This is a genomic window from Corallococcus sp. AS-1-6 (assembly GCF_020037015.1).
Taxonomy (GTDB): domain Bacteria; phylum Myxococcota; class Myxococcia; order Myxococcales; family Myxococcaceae; genus Corallococcus.
This window is the reverse complement of sequence record NZ_JAIQDE010000004.1, coordinates 233724-257515: the sequence shown is the minus strand read 5'-3', so window position 1 is coordinate 257515 and position 23792 is coordinate 233724. Positions and strand designations below refer to the sequence as shown.

General features: G+C 71.9%; 18 protein-coding genes and 1 tRNA gene. 10 read left to right on the top strand and 9 right to left on the bottom strand.

Going from position 1 to position 23792, the window contains the following annotated elements:
- Window positions 1–54 precede the first annotated feature (54 nt).
- On the bottom strand, window positions 55–2406 hold the full coding sequence (locus K8612_RS08085; protein WP_223761861.1) for a tetratricopeptide repeat protein: 2352 nt from the start codon (window positions 2404–2406) through the stop codon (window positions 55–57).
- Window positions 2407–2608: 202 nt separating this feature from the next.
- Here K8612_RS08085 and K8612_RS08080 point away from each other — a divergent pair.
- The 4 genes from K8612_RS08080 to K8612_RS08065 all read left to right on the top strand — a co-directional run bounded on the left by K8612_RS08080 (window position 2609) and on the right by K8612_RS08065 (window position 8151).
- Window positions 2609–2684, top strand: a tRNA-Ala gene (locus K8612_RS08080).
- A gap of 95 nt (window positions 2685–2779) precedes the next feature.
- The gene (locus K8612_RS08075) at window positions 2780–3394 is read left to right on the top strand and encodes a DUF2760 domain-containing protein (RefSeq protein ID WP_223738710.1); all 615 of its coding nucleotides are present in this window, start codon (window positions 2780–2782) and stop codon (window positions 3392–3394) included.
- 88 nt (window positions 3395–3482) lie between these two features.
- Window positions 3483–5345, top strand: coding sequence for an Hsp70 family protein (locus K8612_RS08070; protein WP_223761860.1), 1863 nt, complete (start codon window positions 3483–3485; stop codon window positions 5343–5345).
- Between the two features lie 25 nt (window positions 5346–5370).
- Window positions 5371–8151, top strand: a complete 2781-nt coding sequence (locus K8612_RS08065; RefSeq protein WP_223738708.1) for an Hsp70 family protein — start codon at window positions 5371–5373, stop codon at window positions 8149–8151.
- A 153-nt stretch (window positions 8152–8304) separates the two neighbouring features.
- On the opposite strand, the gene K8612_RS08060 is transcribed toward K8612_RS08065, so the two are convergent.
- From K8612_RS08060 to K8612_RS08050, 3 genes are all read right to left on the bottom strand, one after another.
- Entirely contained in the window at window positions 8305–8736 is a 432-nt protein-coding gene (locus K8612_RS08060; RefSeq protein WP_223761859.1) for a hypothetical protein, read from the bottom strand.
- Window positions 8737–8968: 232 nt separating this feature from the next.
- Entirely contained in the window at window positions 8969–10756 is a 1788-nt protein-coding gene (locus K8612_RS08055; RefSeq protein ID WP_223738706.1) for a bifunctional UDP-sugar hydrolase/5'-nucleotidase, read from the bottom strand.
- Between the two features lie 51 nt (window positions 10757–10807).
- Entirely contained in the window at window positions 10808–12070 is a 1263-nt protein-coding gene (locus tag K8612_RS08050; protein WP_223761858.1) for a myxosortase-dependent phytase-like phosphatase, read from the bottom strand.
- A gap of 139 nt (window positions 12071–12209) precedes the next feature.
- On the opposite strand from K8612_RS08050, the gene gmd reads away from it, so the two are divergent.
- Window positions 12210–13181, top strand: a complete 972-nt coding sequence (gene gmd / locus K8612_RS08045; protein WP_223761857.1) for a GDP-mannose 4,6-dehydratase — start codon at window positions 12210–12212, stop codon at window positions 13179–13181.
- Between the two features lies 1 nt (window position 13182).
- A complete protein-coding gene (locus K8612_RS08040; protein WP_223761856.1) occupies window positions 13183–14109 on the top strand; it encodes a GDP-mannose 4,6-dehydratase in 927 nt (308 codons plus the stop codon).
- 19 nt (window positions 14110–14128) lie between these two features.
- Here the strand turns inward: K8612_RS08040 and K8612_RS08035 are convergent, their stop codons facing one another.
- Complete coding sequence (locus tag K8612_RS08035; protein ID WP_306799619.1) at window positions 14129–14893, bottom strand: hypothetical protein; 765 nt, start codon at window positions 14891–14893, stop codon at window positions 14129–14131.
- A gap of 64 nt (window positions 14894–14957) precedes the next feature.
- Between K8612_RS08035 and K8612_RS08030 the strand changes: the two genes are divergently transcribed.
- The gene (locus K8612_RS08030) at window positions 14958–15470 is read left to right on the top strand and encodes an NADAR family protein (protein WP_223761854.1); all 513 of its coding nucleotides are present in this window, start codon (window positions 14958–14960) and stop codon (window positions 15468–15470) included.
- On the opposite strand, the gene K8612_RS08025 is transcribed toward K8612_RS08030, so the two are convergent.
- Together K8612_RS08025 and K8612_RS08020 are read right to left on the bottom strand one after the other, a co-directional pair.
- Complete coding sequence (locus K8612_RS08025; protein WP_223761853.1) at window positions 15460–16020, bottom strand: NigD-like C-terminal domain-containing protein; 561 nt, start codon at window positions 16018–16020, stop codon at window positions 15460–15462. The genes K8612_RS08030 and K8612_RS08025 overlap by 11 nt on opposite strands.
- 50 nt (window positions 16021–16070) lie before the next feature.
- On the bottom strand, window positions 16071–17168 hold the full coding sequence (locus K8612_RS08020) for a glycosyltransferase family 1 protein (protein WP_223761852.1): 1098 nt from the start codon (window positions 17166–17168) through the stop codon (window positions 16071–16073).
- 43 nt (window positions 17169–17211) lie between these two features.
- On the opposite strand from K8612_RS08020, the gene K8612_RS08015 reads away from it, so the two are divergent.
- The 3 genes from K8612_RS08015 to K8612_RS08005 are packed head-to-tail and all read left to right on the top strand — an operon-like array spanning window position 17212 to window position 20902.
- The gene (locus K8612_RS08015; RefSeq protein ID WP_223761930.1) at window positions 17212–19449 is read left to right on the top strand and encodes a glycosyltransferase family 4 protein; all 2238 of its coding nucleotides are present in this window, start codon (window positions 17212–17214) and stop codon (window positions 19447–19449) included.
- Complete coding sequence (locus K8612_RS08010; RefSeq protein ID WP_223761851.1) at window positions 19446–20054, top strand: hypothetical protein; 609 nt, start codon at window positions 19446–19448, stop codon at window positions 20052–20054. Before K8612_RS08015 ends, K8612_RS08010 begins: the two co-directional genes overlap by 4 nt.
- Before the next feature lie 41 nt (window positions 20055–20095).
- A complete protein-coding gene (locus K8612_RS08005; protein ID WP_223761850.1) occupies window positions 20096–20902 on the top strand; it encodes a hypothetical protein in 807 nt (268 codons plus the stop codon).
- A gap of 9 nt (window positions 20903–20911) precedes the next feature.
- Here the strand turns inward: K8612_RS08005 and K8612_RS08000 are convergent, their stop codons facing one another.
- Together K8612_RS08000 and K8612_RS07995 are read right to left on the bottom strand one after the other, a co-directional pair.
- Window positions 20912–22804, bottom strand: coding sequence for a hypothetical protein (locus tag K8612_RS08000; RefSeq protein ID WP_223761849.1), 1893 nt, complete (start codon window positions 22802–22804; stop codon window positions 20912–20914).
- Window positions 22805–22821: 17 nt separating this feature from the next.
- Window positions 22822–23757, bottom strand: a complete 936-nt coding sequence (locus K8612_RS07995) for a class I SAM-dependent methyltransferase (protein ID WP_223761848.1) — start codon at window positions 23755–23757, stop codon at window positions 22822–22824.
- Between the last annotated feature and the right edge of the window lie 35 nt (window positions 23758–23792).

Genomic DNA, 23792 nt, shown 5'->3' with positions numbered 1-23792 from the left:
CGAAGCCCTGGAAGGGGGCCTCGCGGCGCGTGGGGGGCAGCGCGGGAGCGGGGTTCAGTTCCCCGCGAGCCGCTGCGCGTCGGCGAGGTACTCGCCCTTGGGCTCGCGCCGCACGTACTCGGCCGCCAGCGTCTTGACCTTGCCCGACTGCTTGGCGTCCTTGGAGAGCAGCGACGCGTAGAAGTAGTACACCGGCGAGTAGTTCTCGTCGGCCTGCAGCGCGCGCTGGTAGGTCTCGTCCGCCTTCGCCGTGTCGCCCTTGCCCTGGTAGACGCGGCCCAGCTCCGTGAGCGCCGTGGCGACGCGGTCCGGCTGGCCGAAGAACTCCTGGCTGGCCTTCTCCAGTTGCTCCTTCGCCTTGTCCCACTCCGAGCGCTCCCGGTAGATGGCGCCCATGGCGAGCCGGGCCTCCGGGTTCTTCGCCTTGGGGTCCTTCACCGCGCGCTGGTACTGCGCGAGCGCGTCCTCCAGCTTGTTCTGGCGGCGGTAGGCGTTGCCCAGCATCACCACCAGCTTGGGGCTGTCGCCCATCGTCTTGAGCGCGGTGACGAGCGCCTCGGAGGCCTCCTTCTCACCGCCCGGCTTGCCCATGAGGGCCTTGGCCAGCTCGACGTGGAACTGCGCGCGGCTGCCGTCCGCGCGGATGGCCTTGCGGATCTCCTCCGCGGCCGCGTCGAAGTTGCCCTCCGCCAGCAGGCGGCGGCCCTTGATGAGGTTCAGCTCCGGGTTCTGCTTGTCGAGCGCGAAGCCGGTCTCCTCCGCCTTGGTGACCTCCTGCTTCGCCTTGGCCGGATCCGCGGGCACGCCCGTGGCTTCCGTCATCTTCTGCTGCATGTCCGGCTTGAGCGAGGGCATGGCCAGCGCCACGCGGGCGATGAGCAGCGAGCGCGCGAGCTGCGCGGTGGCGAGCTGACGGGGGCTCGGCGGGGGCTCCGCCTCCAGCAGCTTCTTGATGTCCCGGCTGGCCACCGCGTAGTTCGGCTCGTCCTGCTCCAGCATCAGGAGCGAGCGGCCCAGCAGCGACTCCGGGTGGTCCTTCTCGTAGCGCAGGGCGAAGTCGTAGTTCTTCCAGGCGGTGTTGTCCTGGCCCAGCCGGCGGTACACCGCGCCCAGGCCCGCGTAGACGCGCGGGTCGTCCGGCGCCAGCGCCTGCGCGCGCTCCAGGCTGTCACGCGCGCGCTCCAGGTCGCCCGCGTTCATCTGGATGAGGCCCAGCGTGAGGTACAGGAGCGAGGACGCCTTGTTCTGGTCGTTGAGCTCCTTGACCTGCGTCTCCAGCGAGCCCAGCGCGCCCTTGCCGTCGCCGCTGTACGTCTTGATCAACGCCTGCGCGGCGATGAGGTGGCTGGACAGCTCCTTGCCCTTCTGGGCCGCCGCCAGGTGCTCCTCGGCCTGCCGGCGCGCGTCGTCGCCGCCGCCGTGCTCACCCCAGCGGATGGCGTACGCGTACGCGAGGTAGCCGTGGGCTGCGGTGGAGTCCGGGTCCACCTCCAGCGCCAGGTCCGCCGCCGCGCACGCCTTCTTGTAGCTGTCGAACGAGTCGTGCTTGAGCTGCTCGGTGGCGGCGTCCAGGTTCTTCTTGAGCTCGCGGCCGCGCTTCTTGGCCTGCGCCGAGTACCAGCCGTAGCCCCCCGCGAACAGCGGGATGAGGATGAGCAGGACCAGCGACAGCATCTTGCTGCCGTTGCTCTTGGGCGCGCTCTTGCGGCGCGACGCCGGCTCGTCGTCGTCGTCCTCGACCTCCTCCACCACCACCTGCGGGCGGCGCTGGGCGGGGCGCGCGGCGGAATCCGCGGGGCGCGCCGTGCGGGCCGCCTGCTGGGACGGGGCGCTGATACGGCCCACGGCCGTGGCGGCGGGCGCTTCAGCGGCGGCGGGCGGGGCCGTCACGGGGACGGTCGCCGCGGCGGGCGCCTCCGCGGCGGCCGGGGGCGGCGCGGCCACGGGGGCGAGCACCGGGGTGGGCGCCACGGGGCGGGGGATCTCCACCTTGTACTGCTGGAGAAGCGTGACGGTCTCCGGATCGCCGGGGTCCGCCTGGTAGGCCTTGAGCAGGTTGCCGCGGCCGGTGTCCGTCTCTCCGCCCTTGATCTGCAGCACGCCCGCCATGCGCAGGGCGGCCTTGTCCTCTGGCTGCACCTGGAGGGCGCCCATCACCTCTTCGAGCGCCTTCTTGTCCTTGTTCTGCGCCGCGTAGACGCGCGCCAGCAGCAGGCGGGGGTCGGCCGCGGTCGGGTGCGCCTTGACGCCCTTCTTGCAGACAACCATCGCCTCCATGAAGCGACCCAGGTCGAGGTACGCCTCCGCCAGGGGCTTGTACGCATCCGACGAGGGATCGGAAGCGAACGAATGCTCAAGCTTCGCGAGCTCGGTGGGGCTCAACGTCTTCGATGGGGAGGTGGACATGAACCAGAAGGTGTCCGGATGGGCCGGGAAGGATGCGCTACCGGAAGGCGGTTTTTATGGCATCCACAGTGCGGCACGTCAATCGCAGGGTTGCTGCCGGAAACGAGCTGCTTGACAGCAGGGTGAGGCTCCGGTACTAGCCCACTCACTTCGCGGGACCCAACGCCCGCGAGGCGCAGCAGGCAGCCAGCAGTCCCCATATGGGGGTGTAGCTCAGTTGGGAGAGCGTCGCGTTCGCAATGCGAAGGTCGTCGGTTCGATCCCGTCCACCTCCACCATGAAGCACGAAGGGCCTCACGGGAAACCGTGAGGCCCTTTGCATTTCAGGCCATTGGCGAATTGCAAAGGCTTCCGGCTTTGTTATCCGGGGCCGATGACCGACCCGTCCGCCTCCCTGTCGTTCTTCGCCCGCTTCTGGCTCGCCTGGCTGTGCTTCTGGCGCTGCCTCGTGTCCCGCGAATTCGCGCAGGCCGTGCTGCCGACCAGCCGCGCCTATGACGCCGGCCAGCTCAAGGAGCTCCCCTCCGGGGGCACGCAGGCCCCACCGCCGGTGAAGGCGCCCGCCGTCCCGGCGCCCGTCGCGCCCGCCCCCCTGCCCCCCGAGCGCGAGCACGCCAGCGCCCTGTCGCTTCTGGCCATGCTCCAGCGCGAGGGCCGCTTCCTGGACTTCGTGCAGGAGAACGTCGCGGCCTTCCCGGACGCGGACGTGGGCGCGGCGGCCCGCATCGTCCACGAGGGCTGCCGCAAGGTGGTGCACCAGTACCTGACGCTCCAGCCTGTGCTGCCGCAGGGCGAGGGCGACAAGGTGACGGTGCCGCCGGGCTTCGACGCGCAGCGCATCCGGCTCACCGGCAACGTCGCCGGGGAGCCTCCTTATGGCGGCACGCTCCGGCACCACGGCTGGGTGACCACGGAGGTGAAGTTCCCGACCGTCAGCCCCGCCATGGAGCCGCGCGTGCTGGCCCCGGCGGAAGTCGAGCTCGCCTGATGCCCGCCTGAGCAGCAGGCGGCGCATCCTCCGAAGTCCCCTTCCCTTCGAGGAACCACAAGGCCCCCTCCGGGGGTTTCCGACCGATATGGCCCGATACGCAATCGGCATCGACCTGGGCACCACGCACTCCGCGGTGTCCTACTTCAACCTCGAGGACGGCAAGCCGCGCGGCCCCTCGCAGTCCATGCTGCCCGTGCCGCAGGTGACGGCGCCCGGCACCGTGGAAGCGCGGCCGCTGTTGCCCTCCTTCCTCTACCTGCCCAGCGCGCAGGAGTTCCCGGAGGGCAGCCTCGGGCTGCCGTGGAGCCCGGAGCCGGGCGTCATCGTGGGTGACTTCGCCCGCTCGCACGGGGCGAAGGTGCCCACGCGGCTGGTGTCGTCCGCGAAGAGCTGGCTGTCGCACCCGGGCGTGGACCGGAGATCGGCGCTGCTCCCCTGGCAGGCGCCGCCGGAGGTGCAGCGCGTGTCGCCGCTGGACGCGTCCGCGCGCTACCTGCGCCACCTGAAGGAGGCGTGGGACCACACCTTCGCCCGCGCGCAGGAGGAGTCCGGCAACGCGCTGTCGAAGCAGGAGGTCATCGTCACCGTCCCGGCGTCCTTCGACGCGGCGGCGCGCGACCTGACGCTGGAGGCCGCGAAGGCGGCGGGCATCGAGCACATCACCCTGCTGGAGGAGCCGCAGGCCGCGCTGTACGCGTGGCTGGAGGCGATGGGGGAGAACTTCCGCAAGCAGGTGCGGCCCGGGGAAGTGATCCTCGTGGTGGACGTGGGCGGCGGCACGTCCGACTTCTCCGTCATCACGGTGAAGGACCGCGAGGGCGACCTGGAGCTGCTGCGCGTGGCGGTGGGCGACCACATCCTCCTGGGCGGCGACAACATGGACCTCGCCCTGGCGCACACGATCAACCAGCGGATGGCCGCGGACGGGCGCAAGCTGGACGCGTGGCAGTTCAACGGCCTCACCTATGGGTGCCGGCAGGCGAAGGAGACGCTGTACGCGGACCCCTCCGTGGACCGGGTGCCCATCGCGATTCCGGGCCGGGGCTCGTCGCTCATCGGCGGCACGCTGCGCACGGAGCTGACGCGCGAGGAGCTGGACCGCGTCCTCACGGATGGCTTCTTCCCGGTGACGCAGGTGGCGGACCTGCCGCGCACCGCCCGGCGCACGGGCCTGGCGCAGATGGCGCTGCCCTACGCGCAGGACCCGGCCGTCACGAAGCACCTGGCGGCCTTCCTCACCCGGCAGGCGCAGGCGCTGGCGGCCAGCGCGGACTCGCCGGTGGACGTGGAGGGCAAGGGCTTCCTGCACCCCACCGCGGTGCTCTTCAACGGCGGCGTCTTCAAGGCCGGGCCGCTGAAGGGCCGCGTGATGGAGGTCCTCAACCAGTGGCTCGCCGCGGAAGGGGCGCCCCCGGCGAAGGAGCTGGAGGGCGCGGACCTGGACCTCGCGGTGGCCCGCGGCGCGGCGTACTACGGCTGGGTGCGTCAGGGGCACGGCCTGCGCATCCGCGGCGGCACGGCGCGCGCCTACTACGTGGGCGTGGAGACGGCGATGCCGGCGGTGCCGGGCATGGAGCCGCCGGTGAAGGCGCTGTGCGTGGCGCCCTTCGGCATGGAGGAGGGGACGCAGGCGGACGTGCCGCCCCAGGAGTTCGGGCTCGTCACCGGCGAGCCCACCAGCTTCCGCTTCTTCGCGTCGTCCGTGCGGCGCGACGACCGCGTGGGCGAGATGGTGGAGGACGTGGAGTCGGAGCTGGCGTCCGGGGGGCTGGAGGAGGTGGCGCCCATCGAGACGACGCTGCCCGGGCAGCCCACGCCCTTTGGCGACCTGACGCCGGTGAACCTCCAGGCGGCGGTGACGGAGGTGGGCACGCTGGAGCTGCGGTGCCTGGAGAAGAACGGCTCCGGGCGCTGGAAGCTGGAGCTCAACGTGCGCATGAAGGAGTAGAAGGGGCCCCGCACACCGGAGGCGTATGCGAATCGTCGGCATCGACCTGGGCACCACCCATTGCGCGGTGGCATCCGTGGATCCAGGCAAGGGCTCGGGGGCACCCGTCGAGGACTTCCCCCTGCCCCAGCTCGTCCGCCAGGGCGAGGTGGCCCCCCGCGCCCTGCTGCCGTCCACCGTCTACGTCCCCGCCGGCCACGAGCTTGCCCCGGAGGTGCTGCGACTGCCCTGGGGTGACGATGGCGGGCCGTATGTCGTAGGCGAGCTGGCCCGCTGGCAGGGGGCGCGCGTGCCGGGCCGGCTGGTGGCCTCCGCCAAGAGCTGGCTGTGCCACCCGGGCGTGGACCGCTCCGCGCCCATCCTCCCGTGGGGCGCGCCCGCGGACGTGCGGAAGCTGTCCCCGGTGGACGCGTCCGCCCTGCTGCTCACGCACATGGCGCGGGCGTGGGACTTCGCGCACCCGGACGAGCCGCTCTCCAAGCAGGAGGTGGTCATCACCGTCCCCGCCTCGTTCGACGAGGCGGCGCGCGCCCTCACGGTGAGCGCGGCGCGCAAGGCGGGGCTGGAGAAGTTCACGCTGCTGGAGGAGCCGCAGGCGGCCTTCTACGACTACACCGCGCGGCACCGTTCGGACCTGGAGCAGACGCTGTCCCAGGTGCGGCTGGTGCTGGTGGTGGACGTGGGCGGCGGCACCACGGACTTCACGCTGGTGCACGCGGGCGTGTCGCCGGAAGGGCCCATGCTGCGGCGGCTGGCGGTGGGCGACCACCTGATGCTGGGCGGCGACAACATGGACGCGGCGCTCGCCCGGCGCATGGAGGAGAAGCTCACCCAGAACGGCCGACGCCTGTCCGCGACGCAGTGGACGCAGGCCATCCAGGCCGCGCGCGCCGCGAAGGAGGAGCTCCTGGGGCGCGCGCCGCCGGAGAAGTACGGCGTGTCGCTCATCGGCGAGGGCAGCCGGCTGTTGGGCGGTACGCTGTCCACGGAGCTGGGCCGCGACGAGGCGCACGCGCTGGTGCTGGACGGCTTCTTCCCCATGTCCTCGCCCGGGGACCGGCCCCGGAGGGCCGCGCGCATGGCGCTCCAGGAGCTGGGCCTGCCGTACGTGCAGGACCCGGCCGTCACGCGGCACCTGGCGGCCTTCCTCGCGCAGCACGCGGCGGCGGGCTTCGCGGCGCTGGGCGAGGCGCCGTCGCACGAAGGCGCCCTGCCCCGCCCGGACGCCATCCTGCTCAACGGCGGCGTCTTCAACTCGCCGCAGATTTCGGCGCGGCTCATTGACGCGCTGTCCGCGTGGTGGCCGCAGGCGCCGCGCATCCCGCTGCTCAAGCACGAGTCGCTGGAGCTCGCGGTGGCGCGTGGAGCCGCGTACTACGGGCTGGTGCGGCGCGGGCACGGCCTGCGCATCGGCGGTGGCGCGGCGCGCGCGTACTACGTGGGACTGCAGCGCGGCCCGGACAGCGCGGAGCAGCCCACGCTGTGCCTGATTCCCCGCGGCTTCGAGGAGGGCCAGAAGGTGGACCTGGGCGAGCGCCCCTTCACGCTCACCCTGGGCCGGCCGGTGCAGTTCGCGCTCTACTCCACGACGAGCGACCGCATCGACAAGCCGGGGGACCTGGTGCCGCTGGCGGAGGACCTGAAGCCGCTGCCGCCCATCCACACCCTGCTCAAGGGCGCGTCCGGCAAGGTCAGCGAGGTGCCGGTGCACCTGCAGGCCGCGCTCACGGAGATTGGCACGCTGGAGCTGTTCTGCGTGTCGGACGTCGCGGACGAGCGCTGGCGCCTGGAGTTCGAGCTGCGCGGCACCGGCGGCTCGCACGAGCTGACGGTCACCGAGTCCATGCCCGCGCGCTTCGCCGAGGCGAAGGACAACGTGGAGCGCGTCTACGGCAACAAGCCGCTGCCCCTGGGCCCCAAGGACGTGAAGCAGTTGTCGCGCACGCTGGAGAAGGTGCTGGGCCCGCGCGAGACGTGGCGCGTGCCCGTGCTGCGCGAGCTGTGGAGCACGCTCTACGCGGGCGCGAGCAAGCGCCGCCGCTCGGATGACCACGAGCGCGTCTTCTACAGCCTCACCGGCTTCTGCCTGCGCCCCGGCTTCGGCTACCCGCTGGACGGCTGGCGCGCGGAGCAGACCTTCAGCCTCTTCGACGCGCTGGTGCAGCACCACACGGACAAGGCCGTGTGGACGGAGTTCTGGGTGATGTGGCGCCGCATCGCCGGCGGCCTCACCGAAGCGCAGCAGCAGAAGCTGTACGGCTACCTCCAGCCGCACCTGGCCCGGCGCGTGCCGCCGGACGCGCCCACGCAGGGCGGCAAGCTGAAGGGCATCCAACCGGAGGGGTTGGACGAGATGATCCGCACCGCCGCCTCGCTGGAGCACCTGGCGCCGGGCGACAAGGCGGAGGTGGGCCGGTGGATCGCCGCGCGCCTGAAGGCCGAGTCCCGCTCCGGCGGCCCGTGGGCGTGGGCCCTGGGGCGGCTGGGCGCGCGTGTGCCGCTGTACGGCAGCAGCCACAAGGTCGTGGACGTGGAGACGGCGGAGGCGTGGCTGGAGCTGCTCCTGTCCCTGGACCTGCGCAAGGTGGACGGCGCGCCCTTCGCCGCCGCCCAGTTGGCGCGGCTCACCGGCGACCGCACGCGCGACCTGGACCCGGCCCTGCGCGAGCGCACGGCCCAGGCGCTAGTGGCCGCGAAGGCCGCCGACACCTGGGTGCGGATGGTGCGCGAGGTCGTCGCCCTGGAGGCGGCGGACGAAGCCCGGGCGCTCGGCGACACGCTGCCGGCGGGCCTGCGGCTGTCCTGAGAAGAAGGAGGCGGACCGCCCCGCCAGGGCGGATCATCCGCCCGCGGAGAGACACCTGACTGGGCGCTTCGAGCGGGAGCTCCGGGCGGATCCGTCACATGCGGGGCGCGAACGGTGCGCGCCCCAGCAGGGCGGATCATCCCGGGCGGTGCGTCAGACCAGGGCGGGGGCCGTCGCGTCGCCCGCGAGCGCCGCCGGGGCGTCGACGAGCGTCGGAGCCACGGGCGCGGCGTCGAGCGGCACGGCGGCGACCACCTGGAGCACGGGCTCCGCGGCGGCGACGGCGGGCACCTCGACGGTGGCGGCCTGGGACTCTTCCTTCTTCGGCTTCTTCGTGCCCGCGCCTGAGCGGCAGCCCCGGCACCACGGCTGGTTGCGGATGGCGCCGTCCGCCATCTTCCGCAGCCCGAACTGCGCCAGCGGCTTGAGCGTCTTGCACTTCAGACACATCAGCGAGATCAACACCTCGTGGCCGTCGGCGTCGTAGACGGAGGACTTGCGCCGCTTGCGCGGCTGGCCCGGCTCGCGCGCCTCTTTCTTCTCGGGCGCCGCGGGGACCATCATCGGGGTCACTTTGTAGAGCATCTCTTCTGTCCCTCCCACGCACGGGCTCCCACTTGCTCGCGCTGGCCTTCGGCCGCGCCGCAAGGGGATCTCGCGTGCCCTAGAGTAGGGAGGTTTCCCTCCGTTGGAAACTGATCCCAGGCCGAAAATTCGGCCCTGGGCGCCTTTCGCTGATCTTCCGCTGGGTTGCGCCGCGATCCAGCCCCAGCGGATCAGCGCGGAGGGAAAATTTCCAACGGCGGGCGCACTTTTTTCAGGGCTTCGCGTCCGCGCAGGGCTCCGCCGCCTTGACCCGGTGCACGCGGCCGAGCGCCGGGGGCTTCAGCGCGTTGCCGTGGGCGTGGCCGTACGCGGTGAGCACCTCGCGCAGGTCCTGCGCCTGCAACAGGCTGATACGCTCCCGTGGCAGCGTGGAGGTCAGCGGCCCCACCCCGTCACCGCCGCGCAGCAGGAAGTCCGGCACCGCGACCCGGTAGGTCCCCTTCGCCTTCAGCGGCTTGCCTCCCGGCAGCGTCACGCCCTGGAAGCGCTCCGGCCCCGGGCACGCGCCCAGCGTCACCTCCAGCCCGGACACCGCGAAGACGCCCTTGCGGCCGCCATAGGCCAGCGACAGGAAGCGGCGCAGCTCGTCCGCGCTCAGCTCCAGCACCGCGAGCGTGTTGTCGAAGGGGAGGATCTCGTAGAGCTTCCCGAAGGTGAGCGGCCCCTGCGGCAGGTCCGCCCGGATGCCGCCCGCGTTCATCACCGCCGCGTCGGAGCGGGCCGCCTCCCGCATCGCGTCCGCGATGAGGTTGCCCAGCGCGCTCTCGCCCTCGTAGACCTGGGGCATGCGGGCCTGGGCCTCCACGCCCACCGGGCGGCGCTGCTCCTCCTCCACGCGCGCCTCCGCGGGGGCCACCAGCGCCTCCACGCGGGCGTCCGGCGTCACCGGCTGGCCCAGGAACGTGGCCGGCACCAGCCGCACGTCCTTCGCGTCCTTGAGCTTCAGCGGATCACACGACTTCAGCGTGGCGTCCACGGCGCCGCACACCGGGATGGCGGCCTGGATGCGCGTGCGCTCGGGCAGCACGCGGTGGGTCGCGGCATCCACGAAGAGCTCCACCACGCCGAACGAGCGCGCCAGCCCCGTCGTCTCGATGACCGGCACGTCCCCGAAGAAGTGCCCCATGACCTGGTGCGTGTGGCCCGCCACCACCGCGTCCACCGCGCCCCCGGGCAGCGCCTCCAGCACCGCGTAGATTTCGCCGTCGTCGCGCTCGCACCCGGACGTGTCGCGCGGGTTCGCCAGATCCGTGCACTTGCCGCCCGCGTGCGCGATGGCGACCACCACCTCCGCGCCCTGCTCGCGCAGCGACTTCGCGGCCTGCTTCGCGGCGTCGGCCAGGGACTCGAACCTCAGGCTCGCGACGTTCGCGGGGTTGGTCGTCTGCGGCGTCGACAGGGTGGACAGGCCCAGCAGGCCCACCTTCACGCCCTTCACGGTGACGACGGTGGTGCCGTCATTGCCCAGCCACGCCGGGGGCTGTCCGTCCTTCTCCCGCACGTTGGCGGACAGGAAGGGGAACTTCGCCTGCGCCACGCGGGCCTTGAGCGCGCCCAGCGGATCCTCGTCCGGACGCGTGGCCACGGGCCCCGGGCCCACCGGCCCGTAGTCGAACTCGTGGTTGCCGATGGCGACCGCCGTGTAGCCGAGCAGGTTGTACACGTCGACGACGATGGCGCCCTCGCCCAGGTTGGACGCCAGCGTCCCCTGGAACAGGTCGCCGCCGTCCACCAGCAGCACGCCGCCCGGGTTGTCCTCGCGCAGCCGCGCCACGTAGGACGCGAAGAGGGCCGCGCCCCCCTGCTCCACCTTCTGCCCGTCCGGCAGCGTGGCGCGGTGGGGCATCACCCAGCCGTGGAAGTCGTTGGTGCCCACCAGCGTGAGCCGCACGGGCGCGGCCGGGGCCGGAGGCGGGGCGGTGGGGGCGGGCGTCGGGCCGCCCTTGCAGGCGGAGGCGAGCACCGCGAGCGCCAGGACGGTGGAACGAAAGGTGCGCATGGGGCGCGCACTTCATCCCGCCCCCCTGCCGCTTTCAACACGCTTCGAGTGTCAGCTCCGGCGCCGGCGGCCCAACAGCGACAGGGCCAGCAGCCCCAGCGTCGCGATGGCCGGCACCGACGTGCTGGTGCACCCGCAGCCGCTGTCGTCGTCGGTCCCGCCGCCTTCGCCGCTCGGGTTGCCGTTGCCCGGATTGACGACGACGCCGCCACCGCCGTCCTTGCCGGTGCCGCCGTCCACGCCGCCGTCCGCCGGCTGCTGCGCGATGATGAGCGGCGGGGAGAACGCCCGCGCCACGTTGCCCCACGAGGTGAGCTTCAGGTTGTCACTCAACGTGCTGCTGCTGACGCCGTCATGCGCGACGAAGAGGCCCTCCGGGAAGGCCGTGCCCAGCGCGCCCGAGTACGCCACCAGCCCGCGCGACTGCTCCACCGGGTCCGTGCCGCCGTCCTGCCCCAGTTGGAACGCGCCCACCCGGCCCAGCGTGCGGCGGTCGAAGACGACGAAGGTGTTCGCGCTCGGGTCCGACGCCACCAGGTAGCCGTCCACCCCGGACGCCTCGTACAGCGCGAGCCGCCCCACGGACGTCAGGCCGCCGTCCCCCAGGCCCACCACCAGCGCACCTTGGGTGCCGGCGTCCGCGTCCGCGCCGTAGCGGTAGAGCCCCTGCCCCTGCTGCGCCACGTAGAGCGCGCGATACGCCGGGTCCACCGCCAACCCCAGCACCGCGCCGGCCGGGATGTCCCGCTGCGGGGTCGCCGTGACGCCGCCGTCGGTGGGCGTCAGCAGGAACTGCCGCAGGCCGCCCGACGCCAGGCCCCCGAAGGCCTGGATGGTCCCATCCGCCCCACGGGCCAGCCGCACCGTCCCGTAGGTGACGCCCACATCCAGCGGGGCCGCCGTGGGCGACAGGCGGGTGAGCCCGCCGCCATCCGCCGTGGCATCCATCACGTAGGGCACGAGCCCCGACAGCGTGGGGTTGGCGCTGAGCACCAGCGCCGCGGACGTCCCCCCCGCCAGCGGGAAGCCGCCCAGCACGTCCACGCTCGCGGAGGTGCCCTCGGTGACGGCCTGCAGCTCCCCGCCGTCCAGGGCATAGGTGAACAGGCCGTTGTTCTGGTCCGCCGTGATGAGTCGGCTCGCGGCGGGGTCGGCCGGGTTCACCCACAGCGCCACGTCGTTCACGGTGCCGCCCCCGGAGCGCGCCCCGGGCTGGGTCTGCACGGTGTAGGGAACCGCCACGGGAGCCGTCTGGGCCCCCGCCGCCGCGCTCACGAGCACGGCCGTCAACGCTGGGAGGGAGAGGTTGCGCATGGGCGGCTCCTGGGCAGGTCGCTCCCTACCTAGGCATGGACGGCGTCCTCTTCAAGTTCCCTGAAACCCTGGAACGGTTGGCAGGAGGCGAAAGCCTCGGGTACAACGAACAGCGTCTTCCAGCGAACAGACAAGGGCCATGGCCAAGCGCGCACTCATTACGGGCATCACGGGGCAGGACGGCAGCTATCTCGCGGAGCTGCTCCTCAAGAAGGGCTACGAGGTGCACGGCATGGTGCGCCGCTCTTCCGAGGAGAAGTTCGAGCGCATCGCGCACCTGCAGGGCAAGGTGACGCTGCACCAGGGCGACCTGCTGGATCAGTTCTCGCTGGCGGCGCTGTTGAACCTCACCCAGCCGGACGAGGTCTACAACCTGGCGGCGCAGTCCTTCGTGCCCACCAGTTGGAACCAGCCGGTGCTCACCGGTGAGTTCACCGCGCTGGGCGTGACGAAGATGCTGGAGGCCATCCGCCACACCCGCCCGCAGGTGCGCTTCTACCAGGCGTCCTCCAGCGAGATGTTCGGCAAGGTGCTGGAGGTGCCCCAGTCGGAGGACACGCCCTTCTACCCGCGCAGCCCGTACGGCGTGGCGAAGGCGTACGGCCACCACATCACCGTGAACTACCGCGAGTCCTTCAAGCTCTTCGCGGTGAGCGGCATCCTCTTCAACCACGAGTCGCCCCGCCGCGGCCTGGAGTTCGTCACGCGCAAGGTCACGTACAACGTGGCGCGCATCAAGATGGGCCTCCAGGAGAAGCTGCCCATGGGCAACCTGGACGCCAAGCGCGACTGGGGCTTCGCGGGCGACTACGTGGACGCCATGTGGCGCATGCTCCAGCAGGAGACGCCGGAGGACTTCGTCGTCGCCACCAACGAGACGCACACCGTGCGGGAGCTGGTGGAGATCGCCTTCGCGCGCGTGGGCCTGGACTGGCAGAAGTACGTGGTCATCGACCCCGCGTTCGTGCGCCCGGCGGAGGTCGACCTGCTCATCGGCAAGTACGACAAGGCGAAGGAGAAGCTCGGCTGGGAGCCCACGGTGCGCTTCAAGCAGCTCGTGGAGATGATGGTCGACGCGGACCTGGAGCGCGTGAAGGCAGGACAGCGGTAAGATGCGCGTCCTCGTCACGGGAGCGGATGGATTCGTCGGCCGGCACGCGTGCGCCGCGCTTCGCGCGGCCGGCGACGAGGTGGTGGAGGTGCACGGGCCCCGCGGCGAGGGCATCAGCAGCACCGCGTTGCACTTCGACATCGCCGACGAGGCGAAGGTCAAGGCGGCGGTCTCCGAGGTGAAGCCGGACGCGGTGCTGCACCTGGCCGGCTTCAGCTCGGTGGCCAAGAGCCACCAGAACCCCGCGCGCGTCTTCGCCGTGAACACCATGGGCGTGGTGCACCTGCTCACCGCCCTGCGGGAGAGCGCCCCCAAGGCGCGCGTGCTGCTGGTGGGCTCCGGTGAGGTCTACGGCCCCGTCGCGGAGGGCACGCGCGCCGAGGAGTCCCACCGGCACGTGCCGCTCAGCCCCTACGCGGCGTCGAAGTCCGCGGGGGAGCTGGCGGGCGAGCAGTTCTTCCGTAGCTACGGCATGGAGGTCATCCTCGCCCGGCCCTTCAACCACCTGGGCGCGGGGCAGGACCCCACCTTCGTGGTGCCGTCCTTCGCGGCGCAGATCCGCGCCATCGCGCTGGGCACGGTGGACCCCGTCCTGCGCACGGGCAACCTGGACGCCATCCGGGACTTCTCCCACGTGAAGGACGTGGTGGACGCGTACCGGCTGCTGCTGCTCCAGGGCGAGGCGGGCCAGGCCTACAACGTGGGCAGCGGCGAGGGCCGCACCATCCGCAGCCTGCTGGAGGAGATGCTCCACCTGTCCGGCGTGCAGGCGCGCATCGAGCTGGACCCCGCGCGGCTGCGCCCCTCGGACATCCCCAGCCTCGTGGCGGACCCCGGCAAGCTGCGCGCGCTGGGCTGGGCCCCCCGGCTCACCGTCGCGGACGCGCTGCGCGACGTGCTGGGCCCCCGGGTGGGCTCGCAGCACTGACGCACCGCTGGCGCGCGCCTCACGCGGGGCGCGCCAGCGACTGCCACGCCTCCAGGCGCCGGTCCAACGCGGTGAGGGCCCACAGGTCCGCCGCGTTGCCCGGCTTCACGGCGGCCAGGTCCCGCTGGCAGTACTCGCGGGCCTTCACCTCGCCCCACTCCGACAGGATGCGCAGGGCCATCAGCGACGGCTTGCGCGCCACGAGCCGCAAGAGCACGTCCTGCACGCGCGGGCTCCGCTCCGCGTCCGCCAGCCGCTGCACGGCCTCGTGACGGGCGTCCGGCGTGGAGTCCTCCGACTCCAGCGGCGCCGCCAGCTCCGCGAAGCGCGCCTCGTCCAGCAGCGCCGCGGGACGCCGGCTCTCCCAGTGCTCCACCGTCACGGTGGTGCGCCCCCGGGCCACGCACTCGCGGCGGATGCCGTCGCTCTTGAGCATGTCCAGCACCCGCTCCGGCGCGGGCGTGCCGCCCTCCACCGTGCGCAGCGCGCGCTGGGACAGCATGGGGGACTGGCCCAGCAGGTGCGTGCGCAGCACCGTGGCCTCCACCGTCTTCTCGTCGCCGGGCGCCACCCGGTCCCACTTGAGGAACACCTCCGCCATGCCGCGCTCGCGCACGTACCAGCGGTACTCCAGCCACACCGCCCCGCCCCGCTCCGCGAAGCGCGGGTCCGAGGGCTCATGGAGGCGCGGCGCGCCCTCCCGCGTGCCGGTGAAACAGCGGTCCAACAGCTTCTGGGCTTCTTGAAGTCGCATGGGGAGCGGGCGGGCATTGTAGGCGCCCAAGTCAGGTTCCTCCATCGCCGCACGTTCGTGTCATTATTACACGAAGATTTCGGGGAGGCCTGGGATGGGCACGACGACGTCAGCGCGGTTCACGTTCTTCTGGAGGGAGGACTCCTTCTTCTCGCAGTGGCACCCGTCCGTCTTCACGGTGGACGGCGTGCGCTACACCTGCGCGGAGCAGTACATGATGGCGGGCAAGGCGCGCCTGTTCGGCGACACGCGCGTGATGGAGCAGGTGCTGCGGGCCGCCACGCCCAAGCAGCACAAGGCGCTGGGCCGCAAGGTGAGCCCGTTCGACGCGGCCCGCTGGGAGCGCGAGCGCGAGCGCATCGTCTACGAGGGCAACCACGCGAAGTTCACCCAGCACCGGCACCTGTTGGAGGCGCTGCTCGCCACGGCGGGCACGGAGCTGGTGGAGGCCAGCCCCCTGGACCGCATCTGGGGCGTGGGGCTCTCCGTGGAGGACCCGCGCATCCAGGACCCGTCCACGTGGCGGGGGCTGAACCTGCTGGGCCAGGTGCTGACGCGCCTGCGCGAGGACCTGCTCGCGCAGGGGCACGCAGCGGTCAGAACTTGAAGCGGGCGGACTGGTCCGGCACGCCGTTGAAGTCCAGGTGGAGCGTGGCGTGGTCGCCGTGGCCCTTCTCGCTCCACTCCTGCTTCAGCGTGGACAGGTCGAACGCCAGCTCCTTGTAGACCATCGCCTTGCACCGGTCGTTGTTCGAGTCATGCATCAGGGTGAGCTCCGCGCGAGGCTCGCCCTCCGCCGTCGTCGTGAAGCGCCCGTCCCACGCGAGGCCGTAGCGGTGCTCCTTGCAGCCGCCGCCGTGGCGGACATGGAGCGTGAGCACGTCGCCCTTCACGCTCTGCGACTCGATGCCAATCGGGTCGCGGGGCGCGGGCGTCTCGGTGATCTCCAGGGGCATGACGATGGCCGCCTCCGGGTTCTCCGCCTCCGCCGCGGGCGACCCGGCCTTCTTCTCCGGGGGCGTCACGGGGGTGGACGGCGCCTCCTCCTGCTGGGCGGTGGGTGCCGGCTCCCGGGCCTCGTCCTTGCGCGCCGCGTTCGACCCCGCGCACCCGAGCAGCATTCCGCAGACGATTCCACTCCACACGAGCAGTCGCATGTTCCTCCAGGGGGCCCTTGCCGGGCCGGTTGACCTCTGGCGCCGTTCGCCTACCGGTGGCGCAGCGCCGCATCGTAGGCGGCCCGCGTCCCCTCCGCGGTGCGGGCCCAGGTGAACTTCGCGGCCTGGCGCTGGCCCGCCTCCGACAGCGCGCGGCGCTCCTCCGGTGAACGCAGCAGCCGGTCGATGACCGCGGCCAGCCCCTCCGCGTCGTCCGGGTCCACCGCGGGCGCGGCACCGCCGCACACCTCCGGCAGCGAGCCCGCCGTGGACACCACCGTGGGCGTACCCAGGCGCATGGCCTCCAGCGGCGGCAGGCCGAAGCCCTCGTAGCGCGAGGGGAAGACGAACAGCGCCGCGCGGCGCATCAGCGCGTAGAAGATGGCCGGCGTCTGGTAGCCCAGGGGCCGCACGTCCAGGCCCTCCGAGCGCAGCCGCGCGATGCGCGTCTCCACCGTGCCGGAGCCGTACCAGGCCTGCCCCGCGAGCACGAGCGTGAAGGGCCGGCCGCGCGCCCTGAGCCGCTCCTGCGCGTCCAGCACCAGCTCCACGTTCTTGCGCACGTCGAGCGAGCCCGCGTACAGCACGTAGTCCCTCGGCAGGTTGAGCGCGTGGAGGAACTCCTCGTCCGCCGGGCTCAGCGGGGCCGCGTTCACGTGGTCCACGCCGTTGGGCACCACCACGGTGCGCGGCTCCACCTGGGGGAAGCGGCGCACCAGGTCCTGGCGCGTGCACTCGCTGATGCACACCAGCCGGTCCGCGAGCATCAGGCTGCGCGCGAGCCACAGCCGGAACTGCCAGCGGTACGGCGCGGAGACGGTGTGCGGCAGATCCAACGGCACCAGGTCGTGCACGGTGAGCACGTACGCGGTGCCCGGCGTGCGCCTCAGCGGCAGGTTGAAGTTGCTGAGCGCGTGGTAGACGGGCGGCGGTGAGGCCTTGAGCAGCCGGGGCAGCGTGGCCAGCGTCCACGGCGTTCGCTTCTGGACGCCGCGCGGGTGCTCGCCGGACTTGCGCGCCCCCATCCGGTCCAGGCGGACGCCCTGGGCCTGGAGCGCCTCCGCGAGGCAGCGGGTGTACAGGCCGATGCCGGTGGTGGGCTCGTCCCACAGGGTGGCGTCGAAGGCGATGGGTCCAGGGGTCGACACGGGGCCGCCTCATACCATGCCCGTGTGCTACACACGGCCCTCCATGGCGGTCCACCAGTTGATCCCAAGCTTCGGCCCCGGCGACGCCTCCGGTCAGGCCGCGCTCCATCTGCAACTCCTGCTGCGCCGCATGGGGCACGTAGGGGACATCTACGCGGAAGAGGTCGCCGGAGGGCTGCAGGGCCTGGCCCGCCACGTCTTCACGCTGAAGCCGAAGCCGGACGACCTGGTGCTGTACCACCACGGCATCGCGTCCCCGCTGAGCGGGCGGCTGATGCACATGGACTGCAAGCGCGGCGTGGTGTTCCACAACATCAGCCCCGCGCGCTTCTACCGGGACACCCCGCTGGAGCACGCGCTGGTGGCCGGCCGCGCGCAGGTGGCCGCGATGGCGCCCTTCCTGGACGTGTCCATCGGGGACTCGGACTACAACAGCGCGGAGCTGCGCGTCGCGGGCCACCGCAACGTGCACACCGTGCAGCTCTTCATCGAGAAGGAGCGCTTCGCCGCGCCCGTGGCGGACGCGGCGAAGCTCGCGGAGCTCTCCGGGCCCGGCCCCACCCTGGTGTCGGTGAGCCGGGTGATGCCGCACAAGCGCTTCGAGGACCTGCTCGCGCTGCACCGGGAGCTCCTGCGCATCCGTCCCCAGGCGCGCCTACTGATGGTCGGCGGCTACGAGCCGGGCAGCCGCTACTTCAAGATGCTCCAGCGCGAGCTGAAGGACCTGAGCGGGGTGCACTTCCTGGGGCGCCTGTCGCATCCGGAGCTGGTGGCCGTGTACCGCTCCGCGTCCGTGTTCGTCTCCATGAGCGAGCACGAGGGCTTCAGCGTGCCCATCATCGAAGCCATGGCCTCCGAGGTGCCGGTGCTCGCGTACGCGGCGGCGGCGGTGCCGGAGACGCTGGGCGGCGCGGGCATCGCGTTCGACCAGAAGCGCTACGCGTTCCTCGCGGAGCTGGCGGTGGACCTGAGCGAGGACAAGGCCTTGCGCAAGGCGGTGCTCGACGGTCAGGCGCGCCGGCTCCAGCACTTCTCCCCCACCGCCGCGCAGGTGTCGCTGACGCGCGCGCTGGAGGGCGTGGTGGCGCCGCCGCCCCGTCCGCGCAAGGCCCCGGCGAAGCGTCCGCGCGTGGCGCTGGTGGTGCAGCGCTATGGCGAGGTGACGGGCGGCGCGGAGGCGCACGCCGCGCAGGTGGCGGAGCACCTGGCGCCGCACTGGGACATCACGGTGGTGACGACCTGCGCGAAGAACCACCTGACGTGGGAGAACACCTTCCCGCCCGGCGAGGACCGCGTGGGCCGCACGAAGGTGCTGCGCTTCCCGGTGACGCGCACGCGCAACATCCACGCGTTCAACGACCTGTCGCGCCATGTGTTCGGCCACGGCAACGAGCGGCTGCGGGAAGAGCAGTGGGTGGCCGAGCAGGGCCCGCTGAGCCCCGGGCTGATGGAGCACCTGGGCACCACGCAGGGCGCGTACGACGGCTACCTGTTCTTCACGTACCTCTACGCGCCCACGGCGTGGGGGCTGCCGCTGGTGGCGGACCGCGCGATGCTGGTGCCCACCGCGCACGACGAGCCGCCCATCCGCTTCGGCGTCTACGCGGACGTGTTCAACCGTCCCCGGGTGCTGATGTGCAACACGCCGGAGGAGGTCGCGATGCTCGGGCGCTTCCACCCGAACCATGCGCGGGCGCGCGTGGTGGGCGTGGGCGTGGACGCGCTGCCGGCGGTGCCCGACCGCTTCCGGGCGAAGTACGGCGTGCACGGCCGCTACCTGCTCTACGTGGGCCGGCTGGAGCCGGGCAAGGGCGTGCCGGACCTGCTGAAGTTCCACCGCCAGCTTCGGGCGAGCTACCAGGACGCGCCGGAGCTGGTGCTCGCGGGCGAGGCGCACATGGACGTGAGCGGCGAGGGCGTGCGGCACGTGGGGCGCATCTCCGAACAGGACAAGCACGACGCGCTGGCGGGAGCGCTGGCGGTGGTGGTGCCGTCGAAGTTCGAGAGCCTGTCGCTGCTGACGCTGGAGGCGTTCGCGCAGGGCACGCCGGTGCTGGTGAACGGGCACTCGGAGGTCCTGGTGGGACAGGTGGAGCGCAGCGGCGCGGGCCGGGTGTACCGGGGGCTGGCGTCGTTCGTCGAAGGGCTGCGCGAGGTGGGCGAGGCCCGGGACGCGATGGGCCAGCGGGCCCGCATCTACGCGCAACGGCACACGTGGCCCCAGGTGGTCGCGGCGTACCGGGAAGAGATGGCGCGCATCGTGGAGGAGACACACCGATGAAGCTGCTCGGACGGGACATTCCCACGGGGGCCCTGGTGGCCCGCATTGAAGAGCGGCTGCGCGTGCGCGGGCTGCCCACGTCGGAGCCGGCGGAGGTGCCGGAGGACGGCGTGGAGCCGCGCGTGGATCCGCTGACGTTCAACATGCACGCGTTGGAGGAGAACGCGGACACGACGCGGGCCCTGCCGCTGCACACGCACCGCGCCGGCATGGGGCAGGCGGTGCTGCTGGCCAAGTGGGCCTTCCGCAAGACGTGCCAGGTGTTGATCAACGAGACCCTGGGCCGGCAGCGCGTGTTCAACGGGCTGGTGCGGGACTCCTACGCCCAGCTCTCCGCGGAGGTCCTCCGGCTGCGCAAGGAGGTGGACACGCTGAGGGCCCAGGCCGCGAAGCCCCAGCCGCCGGAGGCCCCCAGACCGCCGCCTCCCGCGGAGGAGGGTGAAGCCCCAGCCCCCAGGGAGAGGCCTCTTCCGGACATCGAGTACGGGCGTCCGTCGAAGCCCTCCCGGGCCAAGAACGCACGGGCCTCGAAGCCTCCCCCCCCGAAAGGCGGTCCGCCCAACCTGGCAGCGCGCCCGAAACGCGGAGGCCCCAAGAAGAATTAATATCGCGGGCGGCGTACTCCCCCATTGAAGGGAGAACCGCCATGCGTCCACACATCCTCGCCTTGTGCCTGCTGACCCTCACCGGGGCCTCGCGGGCCGAGGCGGCAGACAAGCCCGTCGCCCTCATCTGGAAGGGCTCCAAGGACAAGGCCGAGGCCGAGGCCCAGGAGGCCGCCTGGGGCCCCCTGGAGAAGCTGCTGGAGCGGACGGGCCTGACGCCGCAGGAAGGCTACCCCCAGCTCATCGAGAGCAAGACCCTGCCCGGCCTCAAGCCCGGCTTCTGGGTCTGGCTCCTGGGAACCTGCGCCGCCGGAGAAGCACCGTCCCGCCTCGAACAGCTCAAGCTGCTGGCCCCGGGCACCTACGGCCGCGAAGTGGACGTCCCGGAAGAACAGCTCGACTGCCCGCGGCAGGAAGGCGACGCACTGAAGCCCCGCGACGAGACCCTCAAGTTCCCATCGGGTGCGGCCCTGCGCGTCTTCACCCAGGACGAAAGCGAGCTGCCCGGCGAGGACGGCCGGGGCGACACCGTCTTCCAGACCCGCTTCCACTTCATCCTCTTCAGCAAGAGCGGTGAGGTCCTCGACACAGCGGACACGCTGGGCGACGAGTCCGTCGAGCGTGTCTCCGGCCCCTCCGGGCCTGTCGCCTACCGCTGCGAGCTCACCCGCGTGGAGGTGTCGAAGAAGAAGGGCACGCTCGTCCTCAAACGCCGGTGCGGCGCGGGGGCCGCCGAGTGCGGCTCCGTGGTGTCCGCGGACGAAACCATCACCGTGACCGCGAGTGACAGCTCTGTGTCCACGAGCGAAGCGGAGCGCAAGAACGAGGTGCGCGCCGAATGCGGGTGAGCGCCGCCCTCAGGGGAAGCGGTACACGGTGACGTAGCCGTCCTGGTGCACCATCTGGCCGCCCAGTTCGTCCGTGATGAACTGGTGGCGGATGGGGTGGAAGAAGTGCGTGACGTACCACTTGAAGTGGTGCTCCTTCAGGTAGCGCCGCATCTCCTCGCGCTCCTCCGGCGTGACGGTGCCGAACGCGCTGCGCATCCCTTCCGCCGCGCGGATGAGCCGCGAGTCCACCATCGCCGCCTCCCGCACCGGCAGCCGGGACAGCCGGGCGTAGGACACCGGCTTGCCGTGGAACATCTGCTCCCACTGCCCCTGCACGTTGTCCGTCAGCACCGCCGCGGGCATGGGGGTGTCGCGGATCTCGTTGAACACCGGCGGCAACCGGGGAATGCGGGGCATCTGCATCTGGAGGCCCCGGTACTCCACGTTCGGCACCAGCGCCACCGCGAGCGCCACCGCCACGCCCAGCCGCGCGTCGCGCCGTGAGGCCCACGCGCCCGCGTGCGCCGCCGCGAACGCCACCAGCACCGACAGCGACAGGAGCGTGAGCAGGATGAAGCGCACCGGCATGCCCCCGCGTGAGAACAGCGGCACCACGTGCTTGAACACCACGTACGGCATCGGAATCTGGACCTTGAGCGGCACGTTGAACGCCGTCAGCGGCTCCGACAGCGACAGGTAGACGGCCAGCCCCAGCAGCAGCAGCACGTCCCGCCGCCACACCCGCTCCCGCCACGCGGGCACCAGCGCCACCGCGAGCACCGTGACGATGAGCAGCACCACCGGCGACACCCGGTCCTCCAGGCCGATGTTGAGCACCGTACCCATGGACAGCACCGCGAAGCCCAGCCCCAGCCCCAGCCACCGGCGCCCCTCCGGCACGCCCCGCCACAGCGCGAAGGCGGCCAGCAGTGGCGTCACCCAGCCCAGGAACGTGCCGGTCTCCTCCACGTTGCTCGACATCTTCATGCGCAGGAAGTTCAGGGAGAACTCACGCGCCTGCTCGGGCAGCTCCGTCATCCACGCCGAGCGCGTGTCCGGGATGAAGAACGCGTACAGGTCCGTGAAGTAGTCGGAGTCGCCGTGGTGGATCTGCAGCGGCGCCGGGAACGCATGCAGCATCAGCGGAACCATGGGCGGCACGCACGCGAGCCCCGCGGCCACGCCCGCCACCGCCGCCCGGCGCACGAGCGGATCCCTCCACGTGTCCGGGGACAAGAGCGGCCCCCGCTTCCACCGTTCCGCCACCACCCACAGCAGCGAGAAGAGCGCGATGTAGACGAGGTAGTAGTAGTCACACAGCAACACGTACAACGCGCACAGCGCCAGCCCCACCAGCCACTTGCGCTTGCCCTCGTCCAGCCAGCGGAAGAAGCAGAGCAGGTAGAGCGGCAGCCCCTCCAGCGCGGTGAGGTTCAGGTGCGCCGTCCCGTGGGTGAGGTGGTAGCGCGAGAAGTTGAACACGCACGCGCCCGCCAGCGCCGCCGCCGCCGCGAGCCAGGGCCCATGGCCCGCGCGCTCCAGCAGGTAGCGGAACAGCAACCACGACGTGTAGCCCGTCAGCACGAACGAGCCGAACAGCACCACGTTGTACGCCGTCTCCACGGACATGAACGGCAACAGCGCCACGCCCCACAGCGTCTTCGCGGGCGCCAGCGTGTGCCAGTACAGCTCGGCGCCCAGGGGCCAGTGCAGGAGGGGCGCGAAGAAGGGGTTCTGCGGCTGCACCCAGAGGGCCTGCCGCATCCACCACAGGTGCCACATGTTCATGTACACGTCTTCGCGCCCGCCCATCACGTACCCCTTCATCTGGGACACGAGCGGCCAGGTGTGGAACGCCGACAGCGCGAAGAACACGAGCAGCACCAGCGGGTGCAGCACCCGCCGCATCAAGGGAGACATAGTCGGGAGGGACGGCCTTAGAGGGGCCGCTCGGCGGCCATCAGCATGTTGTCGCCCAGGTTGAACGGGATGGACCAGCTCGACGGCACACCCCGCCGCATCAGCTCCAGCACCGGCGCCGCGGGCGTGAAGCTCGCCCCCACCTTCCGCAGCAGGTAGTCCGCGGAGATGATGTGCGTGTACGTCCGGACGTCCGTGACGCGGAAGCCCACCTCCTCCAGCAGCATCGCCAGGGTGCGGCGGCCGAAATAGAAGAGGTGCATGTCCATCAGCCACGGCCACTGCCCGCCCATGAGGCGCGCCAGCAGGCTGCCCGCGTCGATGGTGGACAGGTAGATGCGGCCGCCGGGGCGCACCAGCTTGAGCGCCGCCTTCAGCTCCTCGCGCGGATCCGCGAAGTGCTCCACCACGTCCCACAGCGTCACCACGTCGTACTGCAGCCCCTTCGCCGCCAGCTCCCGCAAGGGGACGCCGTGCACCGTGAAGCCCAGGCTCCGCGCGTTGCCGGCCGCCCAGCGCGACAGCTCCAGCCCCTCCGGGCGGAAGCCCGCCTCGCGCGACACGTCCAGGAAGTAGCCGCAGTAGGCCCCCACATCCAGCAGCGTGCGGTCCCGGGCCGGGCCCAGCTCGCGCAGCACGCGGCGGAACGTGTGGTAGCGGTTGTCCTTCTCCGCGACGTAGAGCGGATCCTCCACGTCCTGGTACGCCTGCAGCAGCGTGTCCGGGGACTGGAGGGGCCACTGGAACAGCATCCCGCAGTCCTCGCAGCCCCAGATGGGCGGGTGGCTCCGGTGGCCGAAGGACGTGCAGTTGTAGGCCGCCGCCCCCTGGGCCTGGGCGCCGCCGCGCGCCCGGTGACGCAGCCGCAGGCGCCCTCCCTTGCACAGGTAACAGGCATCCGGCACGGGGGCCAGGTGCGGTTCGGAGGCGCGACGGGCGGCGTTGTCCATCATGGCGGCGCACCGTAGCCGCTGGGGCCCACCGCCTC

What these genes read in the sequence shown, in the direction of transcription:
- K8612_RS08000 (WP_223761849.1), bottom strand. Translation starts at nt 22,804, where the DNA reads ATGTCTCCCTTGATGCGGCGGGTGCTGCACCCGCTGGTGCTGCTCGTG.
- K8612_RS08040 (WP_223761856.1), top strand. Translation starts at nt 13,183, where the DNA reads ATGCGCGTCCTCGTCACGGGAGCGGATGGATTCGTCGGCCGGCACGCG.
- K8612_RS08050 (WP_223761858.1), bottom strand. Translation starts at nt 12,070, where the DNA reads ATGCGCAACCTCTCCCTCCCAGCGTTGACGGCCGTGCTCGTGAGCGCG.
- K8612_RS08005 (WP_223761850.1), top strand. Translation starts at nt 20,096, where the DNA reads ATGCGTCCACACATCCTCGCCTTGTGCCTGCTGACCCTCACCGGGGCC.
- K8612_RS08060 (WP_223761859.1), bottom strand. Translation starts at nt 8,736, where the DNA reads ATGCTCTACAAAGTGACCCCGATGATGGTCCCCGCGGCGCCCGAGAAG.
- gmd (WP_223761857.1), top strand. Translation starts at nt 12,210, where the DNA reads ATGGCCAAGCGCGCACTCATTACGGGCATCACGGGGCAGGACGGCAGC.
- K8612_RS07995 (WP_223761848.1), bottom strand. Translation starts at nt 23,757, where the DNA reads ATGATGGACAACGCCGCCCGTCGCGCCTCCGAACCGCACCTGGCCCCC.
- K8612_RS08030 (WP_223761854.1), top strand. Translation starts at nt 14,958, where the DNA reads ATGGGCACGACGACGTCAGCGCGGTTCACGTTCTTCTGGAGGGAGGAC.
- K8612_RS08075 (WP_223738710.1), top strand. Translation starts at nt 2,780, where the DNA reads ATGACCGACCCGTCCGCCTCCCTGTCGTTCTTCGCCCGCTTCTGGCTC.
- K8612_RS08055 (WP_223738706.1), bottom strand. Translation starts at nt 10,756, where the DNA reads ATGCGCACCTTTCGTTCCACCGTCCTGGCGCTCGCGGTGCTCGCCTCC.
- K8612_RS08015 (WP_223761930.1), top strand. Translation starts at nt 17,212, where the DNA reads ATGGCGGTCCACCAGTTGATCCCAAGCTTCGGCCCCGGCGACGCCTCC.
- K8612_RS08010 (WP_223761851.1), top strand. Translation starts at nt 19,446, where the DNA reads ATGAAGCTGCTCGGACGGGACATTCCCACGGGGGCCCTGGTGGCCCGC.
- K8612_RS08025 (WP_223761853.1), bottom strand. Translation starts at nt 16,020, where the DNA reads ATGCGACTGCTCGTGTGGAGTGGAATCGTCTGCGGAATGCTGCTCGGG.
- K8612_RS08070 (WP_223761860.1), top strand. Translation starts at nt 3,483, where the DNA reads ATGGCCCGATACGCAATCGGCATCGACCTGGGCACCACGCACTCCGCG.
- K8612_RS08065 (WP_223738708.1), top strand. Translation starts at nt 5,371, where the DNA reads ATGCGAATCGTCGGCATCGACCTGGGCACCACCCATTGCGCGGTGGCA.
- K8612_RS08085 (WP_223761861.1), bottom strand. Translation starts at nt 2,406, where the DNA reads ATGTCCACCTCCCCATCGAAGACGTTGAGCCCCACCGAGCTCGCGAAG.